The following is a 19,077-nucleotide window of genomic DNA, read 5'->3' as shown; positions in this document are numbered from 1 at the left end:
AAGGAGAGAAGGCAATGATTCGATTAGAGAACATCACAAAAGCGTTTCAAACCGGAACGACTGTAACGAAAGCACTGGATGGGGTAGACCTAAACGTTGAAAAAGGGAAGATTTATGGCGTGATCGGATACAGTGGGGCTGGTAAAAGTACACTTGTACGAACGGTGAATTTATTGGAGAGGCCTACAGAAGGCAAGGTGTACATTAACGATGTAGAGTTAACAGGCTTATCTGCAGGAAAGCTTAAGAAAACTCGTCAACGAATAGGAATGATCTTTCAGTCTTTCAATCTATTAAAGACTGGAACGGTTTATCAAAACATAGCCGTTCCTCTTAAGCTGACAGGCGTTCCAAGAAAGGAAATCGATTCGCGGGTGAAGAAGTATCTTAACATTGTGGGACTTGAAGATAAGCGTGATACGTACCCTGGACAACTTTCTGGTGGTCAAAAGCAGAGAGTTGCGATTGCTCGCGCTCTTGCTCACGAGCCAGAAGTACTTCTTTGTGATGAAGCAACAAGTGCGCTCGACCCTGATACAACTGAATCGATTCTCTCCTTATTAGAGCAAATTAACCAGGAGTTCGGTATTACAATTTTACTGATTACGCATGAAATGCACGTTGTTCAGAAGATTTGTCATGAAGTAGCGGTTATGGAAAATGGGCGCGTCATTGAGCGAGGCCGCGTCGTTGATCTGTTTAGTAAACCGAAAACTCCTACAACGAAGCGGTTTGTTCAATCGCTGTTTCAAGATGACGTTCCAGAATTACTCGTGAAAAAGTTAGAATCTAAAGGCCAAATCGTAACGTTGTCCTTTGTCGGGGAGTCTTCTGGTAAACCAGCGCTCGCACTTCTTAGTAAAAATTTTGATATTTATCCTTCTATTCTTGCAGGGAATATCACGCAGCTTAAGGACGAACCTTTCGGAAGGTTAGTCGTTCATCTGGAGGGTGAGGAGACGGAAACTAGACGAGCAGTCATGTTTTTAGAAGAGAAAGGAATCGGTGTTGAAGGGTACGTACAGGAGGTGAGTACACATGTCAGCTAGAGTATCAGAGTTTATCGATCTATGGGGAGCAGATATTTGGAGTGCGATCATTGAGACGTTCCAAATGGTTGGAATCTCCCTGTTCATTTCAGTGTTGATCGGTTTACCACTCGGTGTGCTGCTCGTTCTCACAAGGCCTGGAAAGGCGTTAGACAACAAAATTTCATTTCGATTATTGAATGCTGTCATCAACGTGATCAGATCGATTCCATTCATCATTCTTCTATTTTTCATATTGCCATTCACAAAGTTTATTGCTGGAACGACGATCGGAGTAAAAGGGGTCATCGTGCCACTTGTTGTCTTTACCGCTCCATACATAGCAAGGCTGATGGAGTCTGCTCTTCTAGAAGTAGACCGAGGAGTAGTAGAAGCGTATGAAGCGATGGGAATTAAAACGCGCCACATCATCTGGCACGTACTCGTACGCGAATCACGTTCTTCTATTGTGTTAGGGCTTACGATTGCAACGATTGGATTGATCGGTGCAACTGCCATGGCAGGACTTGTTGGAGCAGGAGGTTTGGGTGACCTTGCCTATCGATACGGTCATCTACGCTATGAAGTGGATGTTATGTATGTCACGGTGTTCTTGTTGATCGTACTCGTGCAAGGGCTACAATCATTTGGGAATGTGATGGCAGCGCGATTGAAGAAAGACTAGTTTTATAAAAGTAGAGGAGGTCTCATAGAATGCAACCTATTCATGTAAGAGCTACTCCGGGACATTACCAGTGTCAAAATGGTGTTTTGGATGAACTGCCAGATCGATTGAAGGAAGGAGGATTTCGGAATATCTTTATTATACACGGTGAGAAATCGTGGGAGGCAGCTCGTCATTATATTCCTGAACTCTCACAATTTCATGCTGCTTTTTCAAAGTATCGAGGAGAGTGTTCTTATACCGAAATAGAAAGGCAGGCTGAGTTAGGTCGGCTTCATGATGCAGATCTAGTTATCGGTGTTGGTGGTGGAAAGGTACTAGATGTTGCAAAGGCAGTTGCAAACGAACTGACTATTGAAACAGCCCTTATTCCTACGCTTGCTTCAACTTGCGCCGCGTGTACACCTCTCAGCGTAATTTACACAGACCGAGGTGAGTTTGTAAGGCATATCGTCTACCCTAGAAGCACTCATCTTGTTCTTGTGGAACCAGAAATTCTACTCCATTCACCGTCATCTTTCCTACGTGCAGGAATTGGGGATACGCTCGCAAAGTGGTATGAAGCGAGAAGTATTATAGAAACGCTTCCTTCTCTATCAGTACCGATCCAGTTTGCATATTTTGCAGCGAAAAGCTGTCGAGACACCTTGCTAGAACATGGTGAGCAAGCTCTTAAAGATCAGAAAGATGGCAACCTAAGTGAATCTTTCATAAAAGTGATCGAAACGAACCTACTTACCGGGGCGATGGTAGGAGGTTTTGGAGATCAGTATGGAAGAGTAGCTGGGGCTCACGCCGTTCATAATGCGTTAACTCATCAGCCCGAAACGCATTCCTTTCTCCACGGTGAAAAAGTAGCGTACGGTATATTGGCTCAACTTGCACTTGAAGAGAAGTGGGAAGAGATAAAGGATCTGCTACCATTTTACGAGTTGGTAGAGTTACCTACTTCACTTGGTGCACTTGGAATCCATGAGGAAGAAAGTTTTAAGAAAGCCGAGTCGATTTCACAATACGCAACAAAGAAAGAGGAATCGATTCATATAACAAAGCATGTTAGAAAAGATGAACTGTTAGAAGCGATCACTAAACTTGAAGCAAAAGCAAAAATTAGCAGTAAATAAAAGGAACCCCTGGATCTCAAGTATGATCCAGGGGTTTATATATGATATTGGTGATCAGCTAGTCGATCGATATGACGTTCGCGATGTTTCCTAAATGCTTCAACTTGCTTTAGGTGTGATTTAAAGAAATTCTTCATTAGTACCACGACCATTACATGACCTCCTTTTCTACAATCCTATTCATTATTCATAACGTTTATTAAAAAATTCTCCGGCCGCTCTCTCGATACCGTTGACGTCTCTCTTTCTACTCCCAGTGTACGCAGAAAATGATTGAGTTAAACCAGTCGCGAGAATGGTTTTTCTCTCGGTCTCTAGTCTGATTTTTTCTTCGACAAAATGCGGGGAGTGACAGGCACTGTACTGGTAGGCGTCGAAATAATCATAGAGTTTGTTTAGATAATGGGGGCGAAGCATAAATGAGATGGAGCAAACTGCTTGCTTTAACACTAGTGGTTATGAGTACAGTTTCATGTTCGTCTAAAGCTTCTACTAACCATGACACAACAGATACGTTACACTTGATTCCAGAAGGTTTTGAGGGTCAGTTGATCACCGTCTATAATGTAGAGGGAGCGCCAAAGTTAAAAAGGGAAAAAGGATTCACGGTGATTCGATACGATAAGGATGGAATGTTTTTAACTTCCACAGAGGAAATGGAATATGGGGCAGTGACAGATGAGTTTTATTATGTAGATCGTAAAGATAAACGCACGAAAATAGAGGAGAATTGTACGTATCTCTTTCCGAATGGTGGCTATACGATCAAAGACAGACGTCTTCTTTATAATGCTTTCTACATTACCGAATCGCACTGTAGTGAAGATTTTGTAGGGAGGGGGCCACAAACTCCAGCAAATCGTAATTTAACCCCAAAGCTTGAAGCAAAACTGATTGAAGAGGGTCTGCTCGAGTAGTGACCCTCTTTCATAGAAAAGGATGTAGAAATGATGAATGGAAACTTAACACGACTTCGCGCAGTAGCATTCGACGATATGGAAGAGTTGTTTCAATGGAGAAACGATGAAGAGGTCAGTCTATTTGCAGTAGGTAATTCTCCACTTCTAACACACGTATCTCGAGAACAAGTAGAAAATACGTATGAAACGATCATAAGTATGAATCGAGCAGAAAATGGAGTGTTTTCAATTCTTGATTTGGAAGGGAGAATAATAGGTATTGCAGACTACCGAGATGTGAACAGCATTACTAGATCTGCAGTGATGGGAATCACGATCGGTGATAAAGCATACTGGGGAAAAGGGTACGGAAGTGATGCGATTCGTGCGATGGTTCGTTATCTCTTTCTCCAATTAAACTTAGAGCGGATTCAGTTGGATACATGGAGTGGTAATGTGCGTGCAATCAGGTCTTATGAGAAGTGCGGGTTTGAAGTAGAAGGTCGGCTACGTCAAAACGAGTACGTAGAAGGAACGTACTATGATACAGTCGTCATGGGCTTACTGCGAAGTGAATGGGAAGACACAATAGATCGATAATGTTAAATCAAACGTTTGTTTAACATGAAAAACCCCTGTTGTGAGGGTACAATCTCTTATAAAACAGGGGGGTGCTATGAGGGCTATAAATAGACTTTTTTCAATTCAGGGTTCCAGACCCTTTCGACCTCTGTTAAATTTTCTCCATGAAAAGAAAGTTTGTAAACATCAGGCATATCAAGGCTTCTCCAAAACTCTACATCATAGTGACTGTCAAAGTAACTCATCAGCAAAACCATAATATTACCGTGCGTGCCGATCACCACGCTTTTCCCTTCATATGTGTGAAGGATTTTAAATAAAGCGTCACTGCCTCTTTGTCTTGCAGCCTCATTCGATTCTCCACCTTCGAATGAAAATGACTCATCGCTCCAAACTGCTTCGATCGCGGCGGCGAAATCCTCTACAGGCTTTTCGGCAAGAACGCGTTCTTTCAAGTCTTCGATTACGTTTACTTGTTGATCGTTGCCTTTTGCAATTCCTTCAACTGTAGCGATGGCACGCTGATAAGGGCTTGAAAGCACTACGTCTACGTGACGAGTCTTCATTAGTTCCGTTACGCTTTTAGCATCATCTAACCCTTTTTGAGAAAGTTCTCGTCCATATTCATCTGGCGTGTAAGTGGAATGTGCATGGCGCACGAGATAAATTGTTGTATGTTTCATTCTAGTTCACTCGTCCTCCTAAAATTATTTTGGTTAGTTCTGTACGGTTTTTTATATCGAGCTTGGCATAGATACGTGTTAAATGTTTTTTTACCGTGATTTCTGTTAAAGATAGCTCGTTCGCTATCGTAGCATTTGATTTCCCCTGGATAACGAGAGTAGCTACTTCTTTCTCGCGAGGTGTGAACTGGAAACGGTCTAACGGTGTTGAGTTTAAGGTTACACCGATTGCTTGTGCGAACGTATCCAGGTATTGTGGCAGGCGGTTGTTTTTTAAGTCGAGTTCGTACGTTTTGGATCGTATATGACTGCCATAGTCGTTATGAGACGCTTCAGGAATTTCTTTGAAGCGGAATCGTTCGAGAAGGCTCTGGTAGTAGGCCACAGGGGTTGAAGCAACGAGAATCCCTTCAGTTAACACAAGTGGAAGAAGATGATAAAGCAAGGCGTATAGCTCTTCCTTTTTGTTTTTATCAATGATGTTAAGGTAACGAATAACCCAGCCACAAGGCAGTTTAGCTTTCCGAACTCGTTTTTCCTCAAAAGATGATAGGTTATAGAAATAGCTTTTTGTGACGGGATTGGTTTTCAACAACTCGAGTGTAGAAGATTGTATGGGTATCATAACTGCCATTCCTCTAACCTTACCTGCCTCATTTCTCAAAAGTTTAACGTAGCGAAGACCTATTTCTTTGAGCGCTTCTAGTGATAAATAAGAATTTTCACCTTCCCGGAAGTATTCCTTATCTTTCATAAGGAATGGTTGAATTTCAGTCCAATCTTCAGCATGAGCTGAAGCCATTGAATACATCGAAATGTTTTCATTATTGAATGGAGATGACTGTACCATACGCTCCTTTAAAAGGTAGAAAAACTCGTTGATGTCGTTGGTTTTTATCACGTGGTCATGTTGCTCCATGTACGTGCGGCAATACATAAGAGCTCTTTTCCACAACTCATGGTAGTAAGTTGGTTTTCTTTTGATTAAATCCATTTTTAAAGCATGGTGGAATAAAGGATGGAGTTTCCAACCTGTTTCTGTTTCTTCAACAAAAGAATAGGAAATAAGTTGCTCGAACTCTTTTCTTGAGAGGGTGTTTGTAAGGATCGCCTCTATTTTTTCCTGGTGGATCTGCACCCCGAATGAAGCAGCTTCAATGTATGGTAACATCCTATCGTTTGTAACTTCTCTAAGCCACTCACGTACAATGTTCTGATAGGTTGCTTGTACTAGTCTGTCATCTAATTTCCCTTCCTTATTTGAGGAATAGATAAGATGAGAGATTGCGAATGGATTTCCTTTCGAACAGTGCCATATTTTCTTTAATTGTGCTTCTGTTGAAGTCTCGATCGTAGCATTGAACTGTTCATATGTAAGCGCCTGAAGCTCGATCGTCTGAATGAACGGATGCCAAATAGAAGATTTCCAATATGTGTTCAATGGGTTTCTTCCACAAAAAATGAATATAATCGATGAAGGGAGGGAGGGAAGGAATGACTGCCTGAACCATTCATCTAGCTTCTCATAATGTTCGTAGGAATCGATCGCGATTACAAAGTGGATCCCTTTTTTCTCAAGGTGTTGCATATGCATACGAATCGCTTCAAGAGGAGAAACAGAAGGAGAAGGTGGGCCCATTTGCTCGAGTAAAGCTTGTAAAAAAGAACTTGGGTCAGCCTTTGTGAATTGTGCGTTCACGAGGTAGAATGGTACTCCTTTATCTCTAGCTTTAAGGCGATAGTGCATAAGTAATTCACTTTTGCCTGTGCCGGAGTGACCGTAGATCGACAGTATCCCGCTACTTTCACCTATAAGTAATCTATGAAAAGTGTTCATTTCATTTTCTCTTGAGATAGTGATAGGACTGAATTTAGAGTCTTTGTTAAGATTGGGTATATTCGTTAAGTCTTCTAGCATCGGTGTCATCACGCCCCGTTGAATATTTTTGCATACGAAAGTATAAATACTATACTTTCGTATAAGTCACCGATATTCCTGCATACCAGGTTCAACTTGTTACAAAAAAAAAAAAACGCACCCTAGTTGGGGATGCGGTTTTTGTTATTTCTTCGTGGCTAGCTCTTGTTCAACTACTTGCTTCAAGTAATTCATGACATCTTCTTTGAGCTCAGGGCGATATAATGCGAAGTCGATCGTCGCTTTAATGAAACCAAACTTATCACCGACATCGTATCGTTGACCATCGAATTCATGAGCGAAAACGGCCTGTTGTTCGTTCAATCGCTTGATCGCATCAGTTAACTGAATTTCCCCGCCTGCACCAGTTGCTTGCGTATCAAGGATAGAAAAGATCTCAGGCGTTAGAATATAGCGTCCTAGGATTGCATAATTAGAAGGAGCTTCTTCTAGAGATGGTTTTTCTACTAATGATTGAATTGGGATGATTCCGTTATCGATTTGTTCGCCCTTTGGCGCGATGACTCCGTATTTAGAGACATCCTCATTTGGAACCTGCTGAACGCCAACGATTGATGTGCGATACCTGTTATAACTTTCCATCAATTGTCCGATACATGGCTTTTCAGACCGAACGATGTCATCTCCAAGAAGAACTGCAAAAGGTTCATTTCCAATAAATCGGCTTGCGCAATTAATCGCGTGACCGAGACCCTTTGGCTCTTTTTGTCGTATGTAATGGATGTTAGCTAAGTTCGAAATTTGTTTTACTTCATCAAGCATCTTTGTTTTTTGTTTCTTAGTAAGCGTCTCTTCTAGCTCGTAAGATTTATCGAAATGATCTTCGATCGCACGCTTCCCGCGTCCACTTACGATGATAATATCTTCAATGCCAGCCGCTACTGCTTCTTCTACAATGTACTGAATTGTAGGTTTATCAACGATCGGTAACATTTCTTTCGGTTGTGCTTTAGTCGCTGGTAAAAATCTTGTTCCAAGACCAGCAGCAGGTATGATTGCTTTTCTTACTCTCACGTTGGAATTCCTCCCAAAATCTAGATAAATTATGTTTCTAATTCCCTATAAATCCTTTTTCATATTAACATAAAATAGTGTAAATTTCCTGTTTTTTCTTATTAAAGCTTCTAAAGTATGGAAAAGATAGATTCCGATTACAAACTAATTTCGACGTGTTTCCTTGTGTTCCTTTAAGATTTTAGTAAATAAAATTGGAATTATGTGCATGGATGAATGAACGTCTCGTCTTTCGCAAAATTATTGTATTTTCCGGGAAATAACGTGTGGATTCGACGAGTAATAACAGGTACTATTAATGTGGAGGGGATAAAATGGCAATTTTAGTAACTGGTGGAGCAGGATACATAGGAAGTCATACTGTCATGTATTTGAAAGAGCAAGGGGAAGAAGTCGTTGTATTAGACAACTTGTCGAAGGGACACAGTGAAGCTGTTGATGGTGTGTCTTTTTATCAAGCAGATTTAACGGATGCTAAAGTATTGGATCAAGTTTTTTCTGATAATGACATTGATTCCGTTATTCATTTTGCAGCGAGTTCACTTGTAGGTGAAAGCGTAGCGAATCCACTGGAGTACTATCGAAATAACGTGAATGGATCGCATGCTCTTGTTTCAAAACTTGTTGAGTATGAAGTGAATTATATTGTATTCTCTTCAACTGCAGCAACTTACGGAAATCCGGAGCGAACACCGATCGAAGAGACTGATCCAACGATTCCAACGAATCCTTATGGAGAAACAAAGCTTGCCATTGAAAAGATGCTTCGTTGGTGTGATGAAGCATATGGCTTGAAGTCTACATCGCTTAGGTACTTCAATGCTGCAGGCGCTGATCCAAAAGGTCGGATCGGTGAAGATCATGACCCTGAGTCACACTTAATACCGATCGTTCTAGAGGCTGCCCTAGGAAAAAGAGAGAAAGTCTCTATCTTTGGAAATGATTATTCTACAAAAGATGGTACATGCGTGCGAGACTATATTCATGTATTAGATCTTGCGCAGGCGCATTACCTTGCACTGAAGCGTATGAAAGATACGAATGAGAGCAACATTTTCAATCTCGGGAACGGTAAAGGATTTACCGTTAAAGAAGTGATCGATACATGCCGTAACGTGACAAATAAAGAGATCATAGCAGAAGATGCACCCCGTCGTGCTGGTGATCCTGCTGTTCTAATCGCATCTTCCGAGAAAGCTATAGAAGAACTCGGATGGAAGCCCGTTTACCCTGAGCTGCAGCAAATTGTTGAGCACGCTTGGAATTGGCATCAAAATCATCCACAAGGCTATAAAGCAGGAGCTGCTTCTTTAGACAAATAGGCACAGTTTTCATAGATGGAAAAATAACAAACACATGAAGGTCATGTAGGAGAAACTCCTGCATGACTTTTTTACGTTCCAACACCTGGTTAGAAATATCTCCAATAGGGAAGAGGTAATAGTAGTATGTTTGAAACGGTGGTGTAGTCATTGGGATATTTTCTGCTGTTAATCCTTTCATTAGCTCTATTGATCGTTCTTGTTCGAGTTCCTATGACGGAACGTTTTCCTCCTGCAATTCGTAAGATGGGAATCGTGTTTCTTGTATGCCTTTCACTAGTATTTCTTATTTTATTAATAGGGGGTATGGTGCGTTCCTGACCCCAAGATGAGAGGAGCGAGTAAGTTGAACAGATTATTATTAACAGGATTTGAACCTTTTCTTGGACACCGACATAACCCTACTGAATCAATTGTTAGAGAGATGGATGAGGAAGTTGTAGGAGGGTATGAAATCATAGGCCGTGTGTTGCCGGTAGATTATAAGCATGCTGCCGAAAGACTACTGACCTATGTAGAAGAATGCAAACCAAGTGCGATCATCATGCTAGGTCTAGCTGCAGATCGCACGAAAATTACACCTGAACGTATTGCGATCAATGTGAATGATAGTGTTGAAGATAACAACGGCAATGCTCCAGAAGATGAGCCGATCGTACCAGGTGGTCCTGCAGCATATTTTTCAACTCTTCCTATTAAACGAATGACGGATGCGCTCTTGGAAAATGGCATTCCTGCCGAGATTTCTAACACAGCGGGAACTTATTTGTGTAATAACGTGATGTATAGCGTTCTACACGTTCTTGAACAGAATAACATCGATACGCCGGCAGGATTCGTTCATGTGCCTCCGACGTTTGAAATGACGTTGCATCATTCTGCTCATACAGGCTTTCCGTTTCATAGCATTCGAGATTCGATTCGAATTATGATCAACACGATCGCTGAAGCAAAAGTATAGGATGAATCATAAATAAAAGGCAGAGCTAAACACTAGCTCTGCCTTTCGTTATGGTGTCACTTGGACTGGTTTGTTGTGATTCATTTTCTCTAAATCTACCGTTGGAGATTCTTGGATTACTTCAATAAATGCATCAACAAGCTGCGGATCAAATTGAGAACCTGAACAACTCTTGAGTTCGGTGATTGCTTCTGTGAAGGACTTTGTTTCCTGATAAGGTCGCTCTGTCGTCATTGCATCGAAAGAATCGATAACAGTCAGCATGCGGACGAGTCTTGGAATTTCATACCCGCTAAATCCATAAGGATATCCCTTTCCATCGAAGCGTTCATGGTGAAGTTCGACTAGTGGGAGTAGGTCATGAAGCTCACGGTCTGTTGATACGATTTCTCTTCCCCAGATCACGTGCTTTTGAACCATCTCCCATTCTTCTTTCGTAAGCTTGCCTCTTTTGTTAATCACATCTCTTGGGATTTCTAGCTTGCCGATGTCATGTATAAGAGCACCCATAATAAGTGTTTTTCGATCTGCCATATTAAGGTTAAGTTTCTTGCTGAATTGGATCGCATACTCATAAACCCTTCTACTATGACGATACGTATAGACATCCTTGTACAAGAAGATGCGAAGCTGCTGTTCAAGTAGGTCCATTTCTCTTTGGTACTGAAAGGTATCTACGGGAAGATTCTCGGTATCAAATAGAGAAACATTGTTTTTCCCTTTTGTTTTTGCAAAATACATCGCTTGATCAGCTTTTTCAATCATTTCTGTTGAATTATAGATCTCAAGATTATATTCGATTACGCCTGCCGAGAATGAAAGACAGCCATGTGGTAATACCTCGACTCCTTCAAAATACGTATCGTTGACTTGTTTTCTCAGCTGATTAATAAATCGGTATGCTTCTAGTTGATTTAGACCGGGCATCAATACAGCGAACTCTTCACCGCCATATCTTGCAACTGTAAAGCTAGACTTTGCCATTCTTTTCATCTCAGCTCCGAAATGCTTGAGTAACCGATCACCTTGCAAGTGACCATGAAGATCATTGTATTTCTTAAAATCATCGAGATCGATTAGTCCAAGTGAGAGCGGTTCACCGGCTTTTTTAGCTTTATTGATTTCTTTTTCTAATAAGTTCTTAAAATAACCATGGTTAAACAATTCGGTTAAATGGTCGATATCGGCTTTTTCTGACACTTCCTGATAAAGTTGAAAATATTGTCTAAACGAAATAGATAGTAGGATCGCAACGGACGAAAAGAGGAAAATCCCAAGATAAACCTGCTGTTTTATCATTAAAACTAGAATTAGCGATAGCACTAGAGTGATTAAATAACTGGATATCGTTTCTTTTAGCATTCCTTTGATGAGCATAAATAAGCTCTCTGTTTGAGTTAGAAGAAAGAACAAACCTATAAGGATTACGTTCAATAAAAAGTAAATGCTAAATGACGCGAGGTAAGAAGAAATATTCAATACCGTGATTGAACCGAGCTTCCCACCAGTTAATAGAAACGATTGATACGTACAAACAATCATAATCACATAGATTGAAAAATTAAATAGGTGCTTCCACCAAACAACTTGCTTCTGGTAAATGGCGTAGATAAGAGAGGTGAATAATAAGATCGTTAGCGTCATATCTAAACCGAAAACAAATAGAATCGCAAGATAAATTGCAGAATCCATCGATAAGGAGTTACCGCTCGGTGGCAGTAGAATTGTATAGTGGTTTAATAGGAGGATCGCAGTAATAAACGTGAAGGCCAAACTCCAAGTCAGTGGTGTCATGGAATAGCTTGAAATGTACAATAATATCCCAGCAACAGAAACTGCGCTGAGGTACATGTTTACTAGGTTTTTGCTTTGAAATATGCCCTTCATGTTACCACCACTCTCATTTAAATTTAGTTTGAAAGTCGAGGAGCACACCGTGCTCCTCGGTTATCAATTAAACTAATTTAAATCCAGAAGTTAATGCGATTAAGGCGGTAGAAATAATAGCAATATTAACGATGATACCAGTTAGCTTAATGCCTTCTTTTCTTTCCATGCTGTCACCTCCTTTAAGTAGACAGCTTCTTAGTCGCGGAAGATGAACCTTCTGGATGTCGATTCTTTACCATGACTCGCTGTATGAAAATAAAAATACCTATATTCATGACGATATCTCCGATACTGATTACCTGATCTTTTGGATAGGGATCGGTAATTGGAATAACATCACCAAGAAATCCTAATAATGTTGAATCTGTAAGTACAGCATGCTTACCATATAAACCGTCTTGGATAGCGTTTGCATAGGCTGGGTCTAAAATAGTAGCAGCTTCTAATGATACTGGCATTCGACCGCCATTCAAGGCCATAACGATAAAGTTAAGAAAAACGCCTAGCAATAGAATTGGAATACCTATGTTCATCTTGCGGTTTATCCAAAGGAAAACCATGCCGACAACGTAGATCAGCATAAATAATAATCCGCTATATTTTCCAATCCATGCATAGGAAGATTGGAAGATGAAAACTCCAATTTCTATAAGGAGTAATAGCGGGAAGATCCAACCGCCGCGGAACGTTAAATAAGCAAAGCCTTTTAAGCTTCCTTTTCTTAGGAATCCAATAAGGAGTGCTAGCAAAATGCCGTCAAATACCATGTTTGTCACCTAATTTAACCTAATTTGTTATTTAATAATAGTTTATCAGAGCACCATTAGTAGTCAACGAAATTCCTAGAAAGTTTTCACAATTTAACAATTTTAGAAGATTTATGTTGAATAGTGTAACGATTTGAACTTTACGATACGTTACTGTGTGATTCATGGTAGCATATAAAAATAAGAAATTGCAGGAGGGGATATTTTGGGAAAATACTACATGGGTATCGACTTAGGAGGAACGAACTTACGTGTAGGAGTGACTGATGAACGTGGTCACCTACTAAAAGTAAGGCAAGTTCCTACAGAAGCTACCAATGGCTCTACATCTATTATCGGCAGAATGGTAGACTTGATAAAGGAAATGAATGAAAATTACAAAGTAGAGACCATAGGTATCGGATCCCCGGGACCGTTAAATCCCTTTGAAGGTATCGTGCTTTCGCCTCCCAATCTGCCAGGCTGGAAAGATGTTCATATTACGGAGATTGTCGAGAAGAGAGTCGGCGTTCAGACTTCTCTCATAAATGACGCTGATGCTGCAGCGCTAGGTGAAGCGATGTATGGTGCAGGAAAGGGAAAACATAGTTCATTCTACATAACGGTCAGTACTGGTGTCGGCGGAGGATACGTGATAAATAACAAGATTGTCCAAGGTGAACATGGTTATGGTGCTGAAATTGGAAACATGATAATAAAGCCGAAAGGGCCAAAACATGCGAATATGAACGCTGGTTCTCTTGAAGCAATGGCATCAGGAACAGCTATCGGAAGAGAAGGAAAGGCAAGATTGGGTATTGCAGGAGGAGCTACCGAAGTGTTTTCATTAGCTGATGAAGGTAACCAAACAGCGATCGCTATTATTAATGAGGCAATCGATGCGCTAGCTATAGGGATTGCGAACCTCGTTCATACAGTAGATCCGTCAGTGTTTATTCTTGGTGGAGGTGTTATGAATGGACAAACTACGCTGTTCCCGCTCCTCAGAGAGAAAGTCGATGGCTATATTTATGAAGGGTTACATGGAAGAGTAGCGATTGAACCTGCCTCACTTGGGAATCATGCAGGGTTAATTGGAGCAGCAATGGTTGGAATTAAGTAAATAAATGTAATGAGGAGGAATCAATATATGTATCAACATGAACCGCTTTTCTTAAAGCCTGAATTCAAAGATCGAATCTGGGGTGGTACGAAGCTTAAAGACCTATTTGGTTACGACATACCATCAGAAACGACTGGTGAATGCTGGGGGATTTCAGCTCATCAGAACGGACCATGTGAAATTAAAAATGGTCCACTCGAAGGCAAAAAGTTAAATGAAGTGTGGGAAGATCATAGAAATTTATTTGGAGATGAAGAGGGAGAGCACTTTCCACTGTTAGTTAAAATTCTTGATGCGAATCGTGATCTTTCTGTTCAAGTCCATCCTGATGATACATACGCAAGGGCTGAAGAAGGTGAAGCGTATGGAAAGACAGAATGCTGGTATATCATCGATTGTGATTCTGGAGCTGAGCTTATTTTTGGTCACCATGCAACATCAAAATCACAGTTTACAGAGATGATCGATAATGGGCAGTGGGGTGACCTGCTTCGCCGCATTCCAATCGAGCCAGGGCAATTTTACTTTGTTCCGAGTGGTACCATCCATGCAATTGGAGCTGGAACTATGATTCTTGAGACTCAACAAAGTTCTGACACCACCTATCGCGTTTATGATTATGATCGTACGGATGATAAAGGAAATAAGCGTGAGCTGCATATTGAGAGGTCGAAAGAAGTTTCGACTATACCTCATGTTGATCCAGAGTTTCATCCTGTCGTTTCAGAAGAAGAAGGTTTGAAGGAAACAAAACTTATTGAAGCGACCTATTTCACAGTATATCACTGGGAGGTCGATGGTGTTTATAGCACCGATTTAGACGCCCGCTATTTATTGGTTAGTGTCTTAAGCGGTGAAGGTGAAATTTCTTCAGCAGATTCCTCTCATTTCGTAAAACAAGGAGATCATTTTATTATTCCTTCAACGATGACTGAATTTGAGTTTGAAGGAGAGCTTGAACTGATGGTTTCAAAAAGCAATAAATAATCTGAAGGAAATCGGCTCTGTAGCCGATTTTCAAATTGTCTAGAAAGTCTTAAACATCATCTGCACGGATATGAAGGTGATTTCCGCTCCAGGATGCTCGCTTTCCGCGAGTCGGGCGGTGAGCCTTCTCAGCGCACAAAACCATTGCGCCTCCGGGGTCTCACCTGTCCCGCACATCCCGCAGGAGTCGAGCATCCTTCCGCTCCAATCAACATTAGTACGTATGATAGGAAAACAAAACATAAGCAAAGTTACCAACATCATGATTAGTGGACAGAAAAGTTGCTATATTCATAGCAATCTAGTGGGAGTGATTATCGCTTGACTACTCTCGAATACGTGCTTTCGTCCACACGAAAGTAAGCGGTATTCAAACTCCTACGGTATATGTAGCACCATAATCAGCGTTTTTCTTAAAAAAGGAATTGGCTTTGTAGCCGATTTCTTTTTTTATTTGTCATAATTTCCGCGGACCTAAATATTCTGAAAAATATGGTAAAGTGTATATAATGTCGGAGTATTCTGGAGGGGTTATGCGTCATATTTTTTCTTTCATATATCCATATCGTAAGGCTGCAATAATTGCTGCATTGTTGATGCTTTTTGAGCTTGCGGTTGAACTATGGTTGCCTATACTAATGGCGGATATCATTGATAACGGCATTATAGAGAGAAATATTTCTATTATTACTTCAGTTGGACTGTTTATGCTTCTGCTCACTGTCCTTTCTTTTGTTACATCAATTATAAATACATATATTGCTTCTTTTGTTAGTCAACAGTTCGCGTTCGATCTAAGAGAAGCGTTATTTGAAAAGATTCAATCGTTCTCATTTATGGATTTTAATCGTTTTCCAACTTCTTCTCTGATCACGAGGCTTACCAATGATGTGAATCAGGTTCAGCTTGTTATCTTTATGGGCCTTAGAATTATGGTAAGAGCTCCTCTCCTTGTAATTGGGGGCGTGGTGATGGCTCTCTTTGTGGACTTCCAAATTGCTCTTTTATTAACAGTAGCGATCCCGATCGTGATCGTCTTTCTATTTTTTGTTATGAAGAAAGGTATCGCGTTGTTCGCTCTTGTTCAAGAAAAGCTTGATCGAGTAAATGGCGTTATGAGAGAGAATTTAGTAGGCATTCGATTGATAAAAGCACTAAGACGAAGCGAGTATGAACAAGATCGCTTCAAGGTAGTTAATGATGACCTTTTTGAACGAAATGTTGCCTCCTTACGGTTAATCGAACTTGCGACGCCTGTATTGCTCATCATTATGAATGTCGCGATTGTAGCTGTTATATGGTTTGGGGGGATCAGAATTATTGGAGGAGGGACACAAGTCGGTGATGTGGCAGCTATCATCACATATGGAACACGGATTACTGTTGCCCTTTCGATGTTTTCTTTCATATTAATGATTCTTTCTCGTGCAAGAGCATCAGTCCACCGCATGGAAGAAGTGTTTGCTACTGAGACAGTAACTCAAAGTTCTAGTCATCCGTTGCCTCTTCCATTACGTACCTTAGCGTATGAAGATATCAGTTTTTCATATCCTGAAAAGAAGGTGTTGAAGAATATTTCCTTCACGTTGGAACGAGGTCAATTTATTGGAATCTTAGGTTCCACAGGTACAGGGAAGACGTCGCTTATACAATTAATCCCTCGTCTTTATGAACCGGATTCTGGAGAAGTAAAATGGAATGGCGTTAATGTGAATGAGGTGCCAGTAGATGAGCTTAGAAGAGCAATCGGTGTTGTTCCGCAAGAAGTCATGCTTTTCAGTGATACAATCGGTGAAAATATTCGATGGGGGAAAGAGGACGCATCGATGGATGAAATTGTTGCTGCTGCAAAAACAGCGCAAATTCACGAGTTCATCATGACGCTTCCCAATCAATATGAAACAGAGCTAGGACAAAAAGGTGTCAACCTTTCTGGTGGTCAAAAGCAACGTCTCTCGATTGCAAGAGCCCTCATACGAAAGCCTGAAATCTTAATACTTGATGATAGCACTAGTGCCCTTGATCTAAAAACAGAAGCGAAATTACAGCAATCATTGAAGGATAGTGATTTTCAAGGACTCATATTGTTAATCGCCCAGAAAATAAGTTCTGTTAAGGAAGCTGATCAAATTTTCGTACTTGAAGATGGAAAAGTAATTGGGAAAGGCTCCCACGTGACGTTATTACGTGAAAATGAAGCATACCAGGATATTTATGCTTCGCAGTACGGGGAGGGGGTTGACCATGCCGAAAAAACATCTTAATAAGAAGAGACCGGATGATATAAAAGGAACGGTGAAGAGGATTTGGAACTACCTATCTGTGCAGAAGGGACTCCTAACCGTTGTCTTTTTCTTAGTCTTGATGAGCTCGGTTTTTGGTTTGCTCGGCCCGTACGTAACGAGCGTGGCAATTGACGATTATTTAGTAAAAGGAGATCTGAACGGTCTTATTCCTCTCCTTTTGATTTTGATCGGCATCTATTTTTCACAGTCAATCGTAACGTTCCTTCAGAATTTCTGGATGATCGGAATCGCACAAAAAACGGTAATGACTATAAGGAAAGACCTATTTCGTCATTTTCAACGTCTTCCGATCCCTTACTTTGATAAAAAGACACATGGAGAGCTCATGAGTCGACTTACAAATGACATTGAGAATGTAAGCAAGACGTTGAACAGCTCAGTAATTCAAATTATCTCGAGCATTCTGACTCTAATCGGAACAGTGGCGATTATGATTTGGTTAAGTCCTCTTTTAACCTTGATTACGTTTACAATCATTCCAATTATGTATGCAGGGATGAAATGGATTACAAAACGTACAGGGTATTATTTTAAAGAACAGCAGCGAAACTTAGGAAACTTAAATGGTGTTATTGAAGAGACGATTTCAGGACAGCAGATTGTAAAGACATTTTCACAAGAAGAACGAGTGATGAAGCAATTTGAAAAAGAAAGTGAAGAGCTCAGAAAATCAGGGTTCTGGGCGTTGACGTATTCCGGTTTTATTCCAAAACTAATGAATGTGTTAAACAATCTAAGCTTTGTTCTAATCGCAGCAGCAGGAGGGTGGCTAGCGTTAGAAGGGTTAGTCACGATAGGGGTTATCGTTGCTTTTATTCAGTACTCCAGGCAGTTCACTCGTCCTTTGAATGACTTGGCGAATCAATTTAATACGATTCTTTCCGCTGTTGCTGGCGCGGAAAGAGTTTTTGTAGTTCTTGATGAAAAGGAAGAGCTTGAGGATCGAGATCACGCTACTCCATTAACTGACGTAACTGGAAGCGTGTCTTTCCACGAAGTCTCATTTGGATATGAGAAAGATCAAGATACGTTACAGGGGCTGAGCTTTACCGCTCAACCTGGTGAGACCGTCGCAATCGTCGGTCCGACTGGAGCTGGAAAAACAACCATCGTTAACTTACTCATGAGGTTTTATGAAATAGACGAAGGAACGATTGAAATAGATGGGAAAGATATTACTTCGTTTACGAGAGATAGCTTACGAGAGAATATGGGGTTTGTCCTACAAGATACATTGTTATTTGAAGAAACCGTTCTAGAAAACATTCGCTACGGAAGATTGGATGCAACGGATGAAGAGGTCAAGAACGCAGCAAGAATTGCCAATGCTCATTCATTTATCACAAAACTCCCCAATGGTTATCACACGGTTTTACAACAAGATGGAGGAGGAATTAGCCACGGACAAAGGCAGTTACTGTCGATTGCAAGAGCTGTTCTTACTGATCCAACTATTCTTATTCTTGATGAAGCAACAAGCAGTATCGATACGAGAACAGAAGTGCAGATTCAACGTGCGCTGTGGACATTAATGGAGGGTAGAACGAGCTTTGTGATCGCTCACCGGTTGAATACCATTCAGCGAGCTGATCAAATTCTTGTTTTAGATCAAGGGAATATTATTGAAAAAGGAACGCACGATGAATTGATTGAGAAAGATGGATTTTACAAAGAGATGGTAATCTCAGGTATTCAAGCGAATGCTTAAATGTAAGATCGAAGATCGAAGCATTTCTATCTTATTAAAGACGGCTCTTGAGAATGTCTCGGGAGCCCTTTTATTTAAAA

At 40.8% G+C, this 19,077-nt stretch carries 16 protein-coding genes; 11 read left to right on the top strand and 5 right to left on the bottom strand.

The genetic code is table 11. From position 1 onward, the window contains the following. Positions 1-14 precede the first annotated feature (14 nt). The 5 genes from LCM09_RS06390 (at position 15) to LCM09_RS06370 (ending at position 4,336) form a co-directional block, all read left to right on the top strand. Positions 15-1,049: a methionine ABC transporter ATP-binding protein gene (locus tag LCM09_RS06390; RefSeq protein ID WP_224879687.1), complete on the top strand. Its 1,035-nt coding sequence runs from the start codon at positions 15-17 to the stop codon at positions 1,047-1,049. After that, the gene (locus LCM09_RS06385; protein ID WP_224879685.1) at positions 1,039-1,713 is read left to right on the top strand and encodes a methionine ABC transporter permease; all 675 of its coding nucleotides are present in this window, start codon (positions 1,039-1,041) and stop codon (positions 1,711-1,713) included. Before LCM09_RS06390 ends, LCM09_RS06385 begins: the two co-directional genes overlap by 11 nt. A gap of 29 nt (positions 1,714-1,742) precedes the next feature. Further along, positions 1,743-2,837 (top strand): iron-containing alcohol dehydrogenase family protein, encoded by a 1,095-nt coding sequence (locus LCM09_RS06380; RefSeq protein ID WP_224879683.1) that lies wholly within the window; start codon positions 1,743-1,745, stop codon positions 2,835-2,837. A gap of 419 nt (positions 2,838-3,256) precedes the next feature. Continuing rightward, positions 3,257-3,754: a DUF6843 domain-containing protein gene (locus LCM09_RS06375; protein ID WP_224879681.1), complete on the top strand. Its 498-nt coding sequence runs from the start codon at positions 3,257-3,259 to the stop codon at positions 3,752-3,754. A 30-nt stretch (positions 3,755-3,784) separates the two neighbouring features. Continuing rightward, positions 3,785-4,336, top strand: coding sequence for a GNAT family N-acetyltransferase (locus LCM09_RS06370; RefSeq protein ID WP_224879680.1), 552 nt, complete (start codon positions 3,785-3,787; stop codon positions 4,334-4,336). 83 nt (positions 4,337-4,419) lie between these two features. Here the strand turns inward: LCM09_RS06370 and LCM09_RS06365 are convergent, their stop codons facing one another. From LCM09_RS06365 to galU, 3 genes are all read right to left on the bottom strand, one after another. Next, a complete protein-coding gene (locus LCM09_RS06365) occupies positions 4,420-5,001 on the bottom strand; it encodes a histidine phosphatase family protein (RefSeq protein WP_224879678.1) in 582 nt (193 codons plus the stop codon). Position 5,002: 1 nt separating this feature from the next. Next, positions 5,003-6,838, bottom strand: coding sequence for a LuxR C-terminal-related transcriptional regulator (locus tag LCM09_RS06360; protein ID WP_224879676.1), 1,836 nt, complete (start codon positions 6,836-6,838; stop codon positions 5,003-5,005). A gap of 225 nt (positions 6,839-7,063) precedes the next feature. After that, positions 7,064-7,954 carry a UTP--glucose-1-phosphate uridylyltransferase GalU gene (gene galU, locus LCM09_RS06355; RefSeq protein WP_224879675.1) on the bottom strand — a complete coding sequence of 297 codons (891 nt, stop codon included), beginning with the start codon at positions 7,952-7,954 and terminating at the stop codon, positions 7,064-7,066. Positions 7,955-8,268: 314 nt separating this feature from the next. Between galU and galE the strand changes: the two genes are divergently transcribed. Beyond that, the gene (gene galE / locus LCM09_RS06350; RefSeq protein WP_224879673.1) at positions 8,269-9,276 is read left to right on the top strand and encodes a UDP-glucose 4-epimerase GalE; all 1,008 of its coding nucleotides are present in this window, start codon (positions 8,269-8,271) and stop codon (positions 9,274-9,276) included. A 346-nt stretch (positions 9,277-9,622) separates the two neighbouring features. Then, the gene (pcp, locus tag LCM09_RS06345) at positions 9,623-10,237 is read left to right on the top strand and encodes a pyroglutamyl-peptidase I (RefSeq protein ID WP_224879671.1); all 615 of its coding nucleotides are present in this window, start codon (positions 9,623-9,625) and stop codon (positions 10,235-10,237) included. A gap of 48 nt (positions 10,238-10,285) precedes the next feature. Here the strand turns inward: pcp and LCM09_RS06340 are convergent, their stop codons facing one another. Then, positions 10,286-12,088 carry a diguanylate cyclase gene (locus LCM09_RS06340; protein WP_224879669.1) on the bottom strand — a complete coding sequence of 601 codons (1,803 nt, stop codon included), beginning with the start codon at positions 12,086-12,088 and terminating at the stop codon, positions 10,286-10,288. A gap of 218 nt (positions 12,089-12,306) precedes the next feature. Next, positions 12,307-12,894 carry a DUF5317 domain-containing protein gene (locus LCM09_RS06335; RefSeq protein ID WP_224880119.1) on the bottom strand — a complete coding sequence of 196 codons (588 nt, stop codon included), beginning with the start codon at positions 12,892-12,894 and terminating at the stop codon, positions 12,307-12,309. A gap of 205 nt (positions 12,895-13,099) precedes the next feature. On the opposite strand from LCM09_RS06335, the gene LCM09_RS06330 reads away from it, so the two are divergent. From LCM09_RS06330 to LCM09_RS06315, 4 genes are all read left to right on the top strand, one after another. Next, positions 13,100-13,996, top strand: coding sequence for an ROK family protein (locus LCM09_RS06330; RefSeq protein WP_224879667.1), 897 nt, complete (start codon positions 13,100-13,102; stop codon positions 13,994-13,996). Between the two features lie 27 nt (positions 13,997-14,023). Then, positions 14,024-14,983, top strand: a complete 960-nt coding sequence (manA, locus tag LCM09_RS06325; protein WP_224879665.1) for a mannose-6-phosphate isomerase, class I — start codon at positions 14,024-14,026, stop codon at positions 14,981-14,983. A gap of 533 nt (positions 14,984-15,516) precedes the next feature. Then, a complete protein-coding gene (locus LCM09_RS06320) occupies positions 15,517-17,247 on the top strand; it encodes an ABC transporter ATP-binding protein (RefSeq protein WP_224879663.1) in 1,731 nt (576 codons plus the stop codon). After that, positions 17,198-18,997 (top strand): ABC transporter ATP-binding protein, encoded by a 1,800-nt coding sequence (locus tag LCM09_RS06315; protein WP_404800796.1) that lies wholly within the window; start codon positions 17,198-17,200, stop codon positions 18,995-18,997. Before LCM09_RS06320 ends, LCM09_RS06315 begins: the two co-directional genes overlap by 50 nt. Positions 18,998-19,077 lie beyond the last annotated feature (80 nt).

Origin of the sequence: Guptibacillus algicola (assembly GCF_020171805.1) — a bacterium.
Lineage (GTDB): Bacteria > Bacillota > Bacilli > Bacillales > Guptibacillaceae > Guptibacillus > Guptibacillus algicola.
The sequence above is the reverse complement of the archived record's forward strand: the minus strand, read 5'-3'. Positions and strand labels throughout refer to the sequence as shown.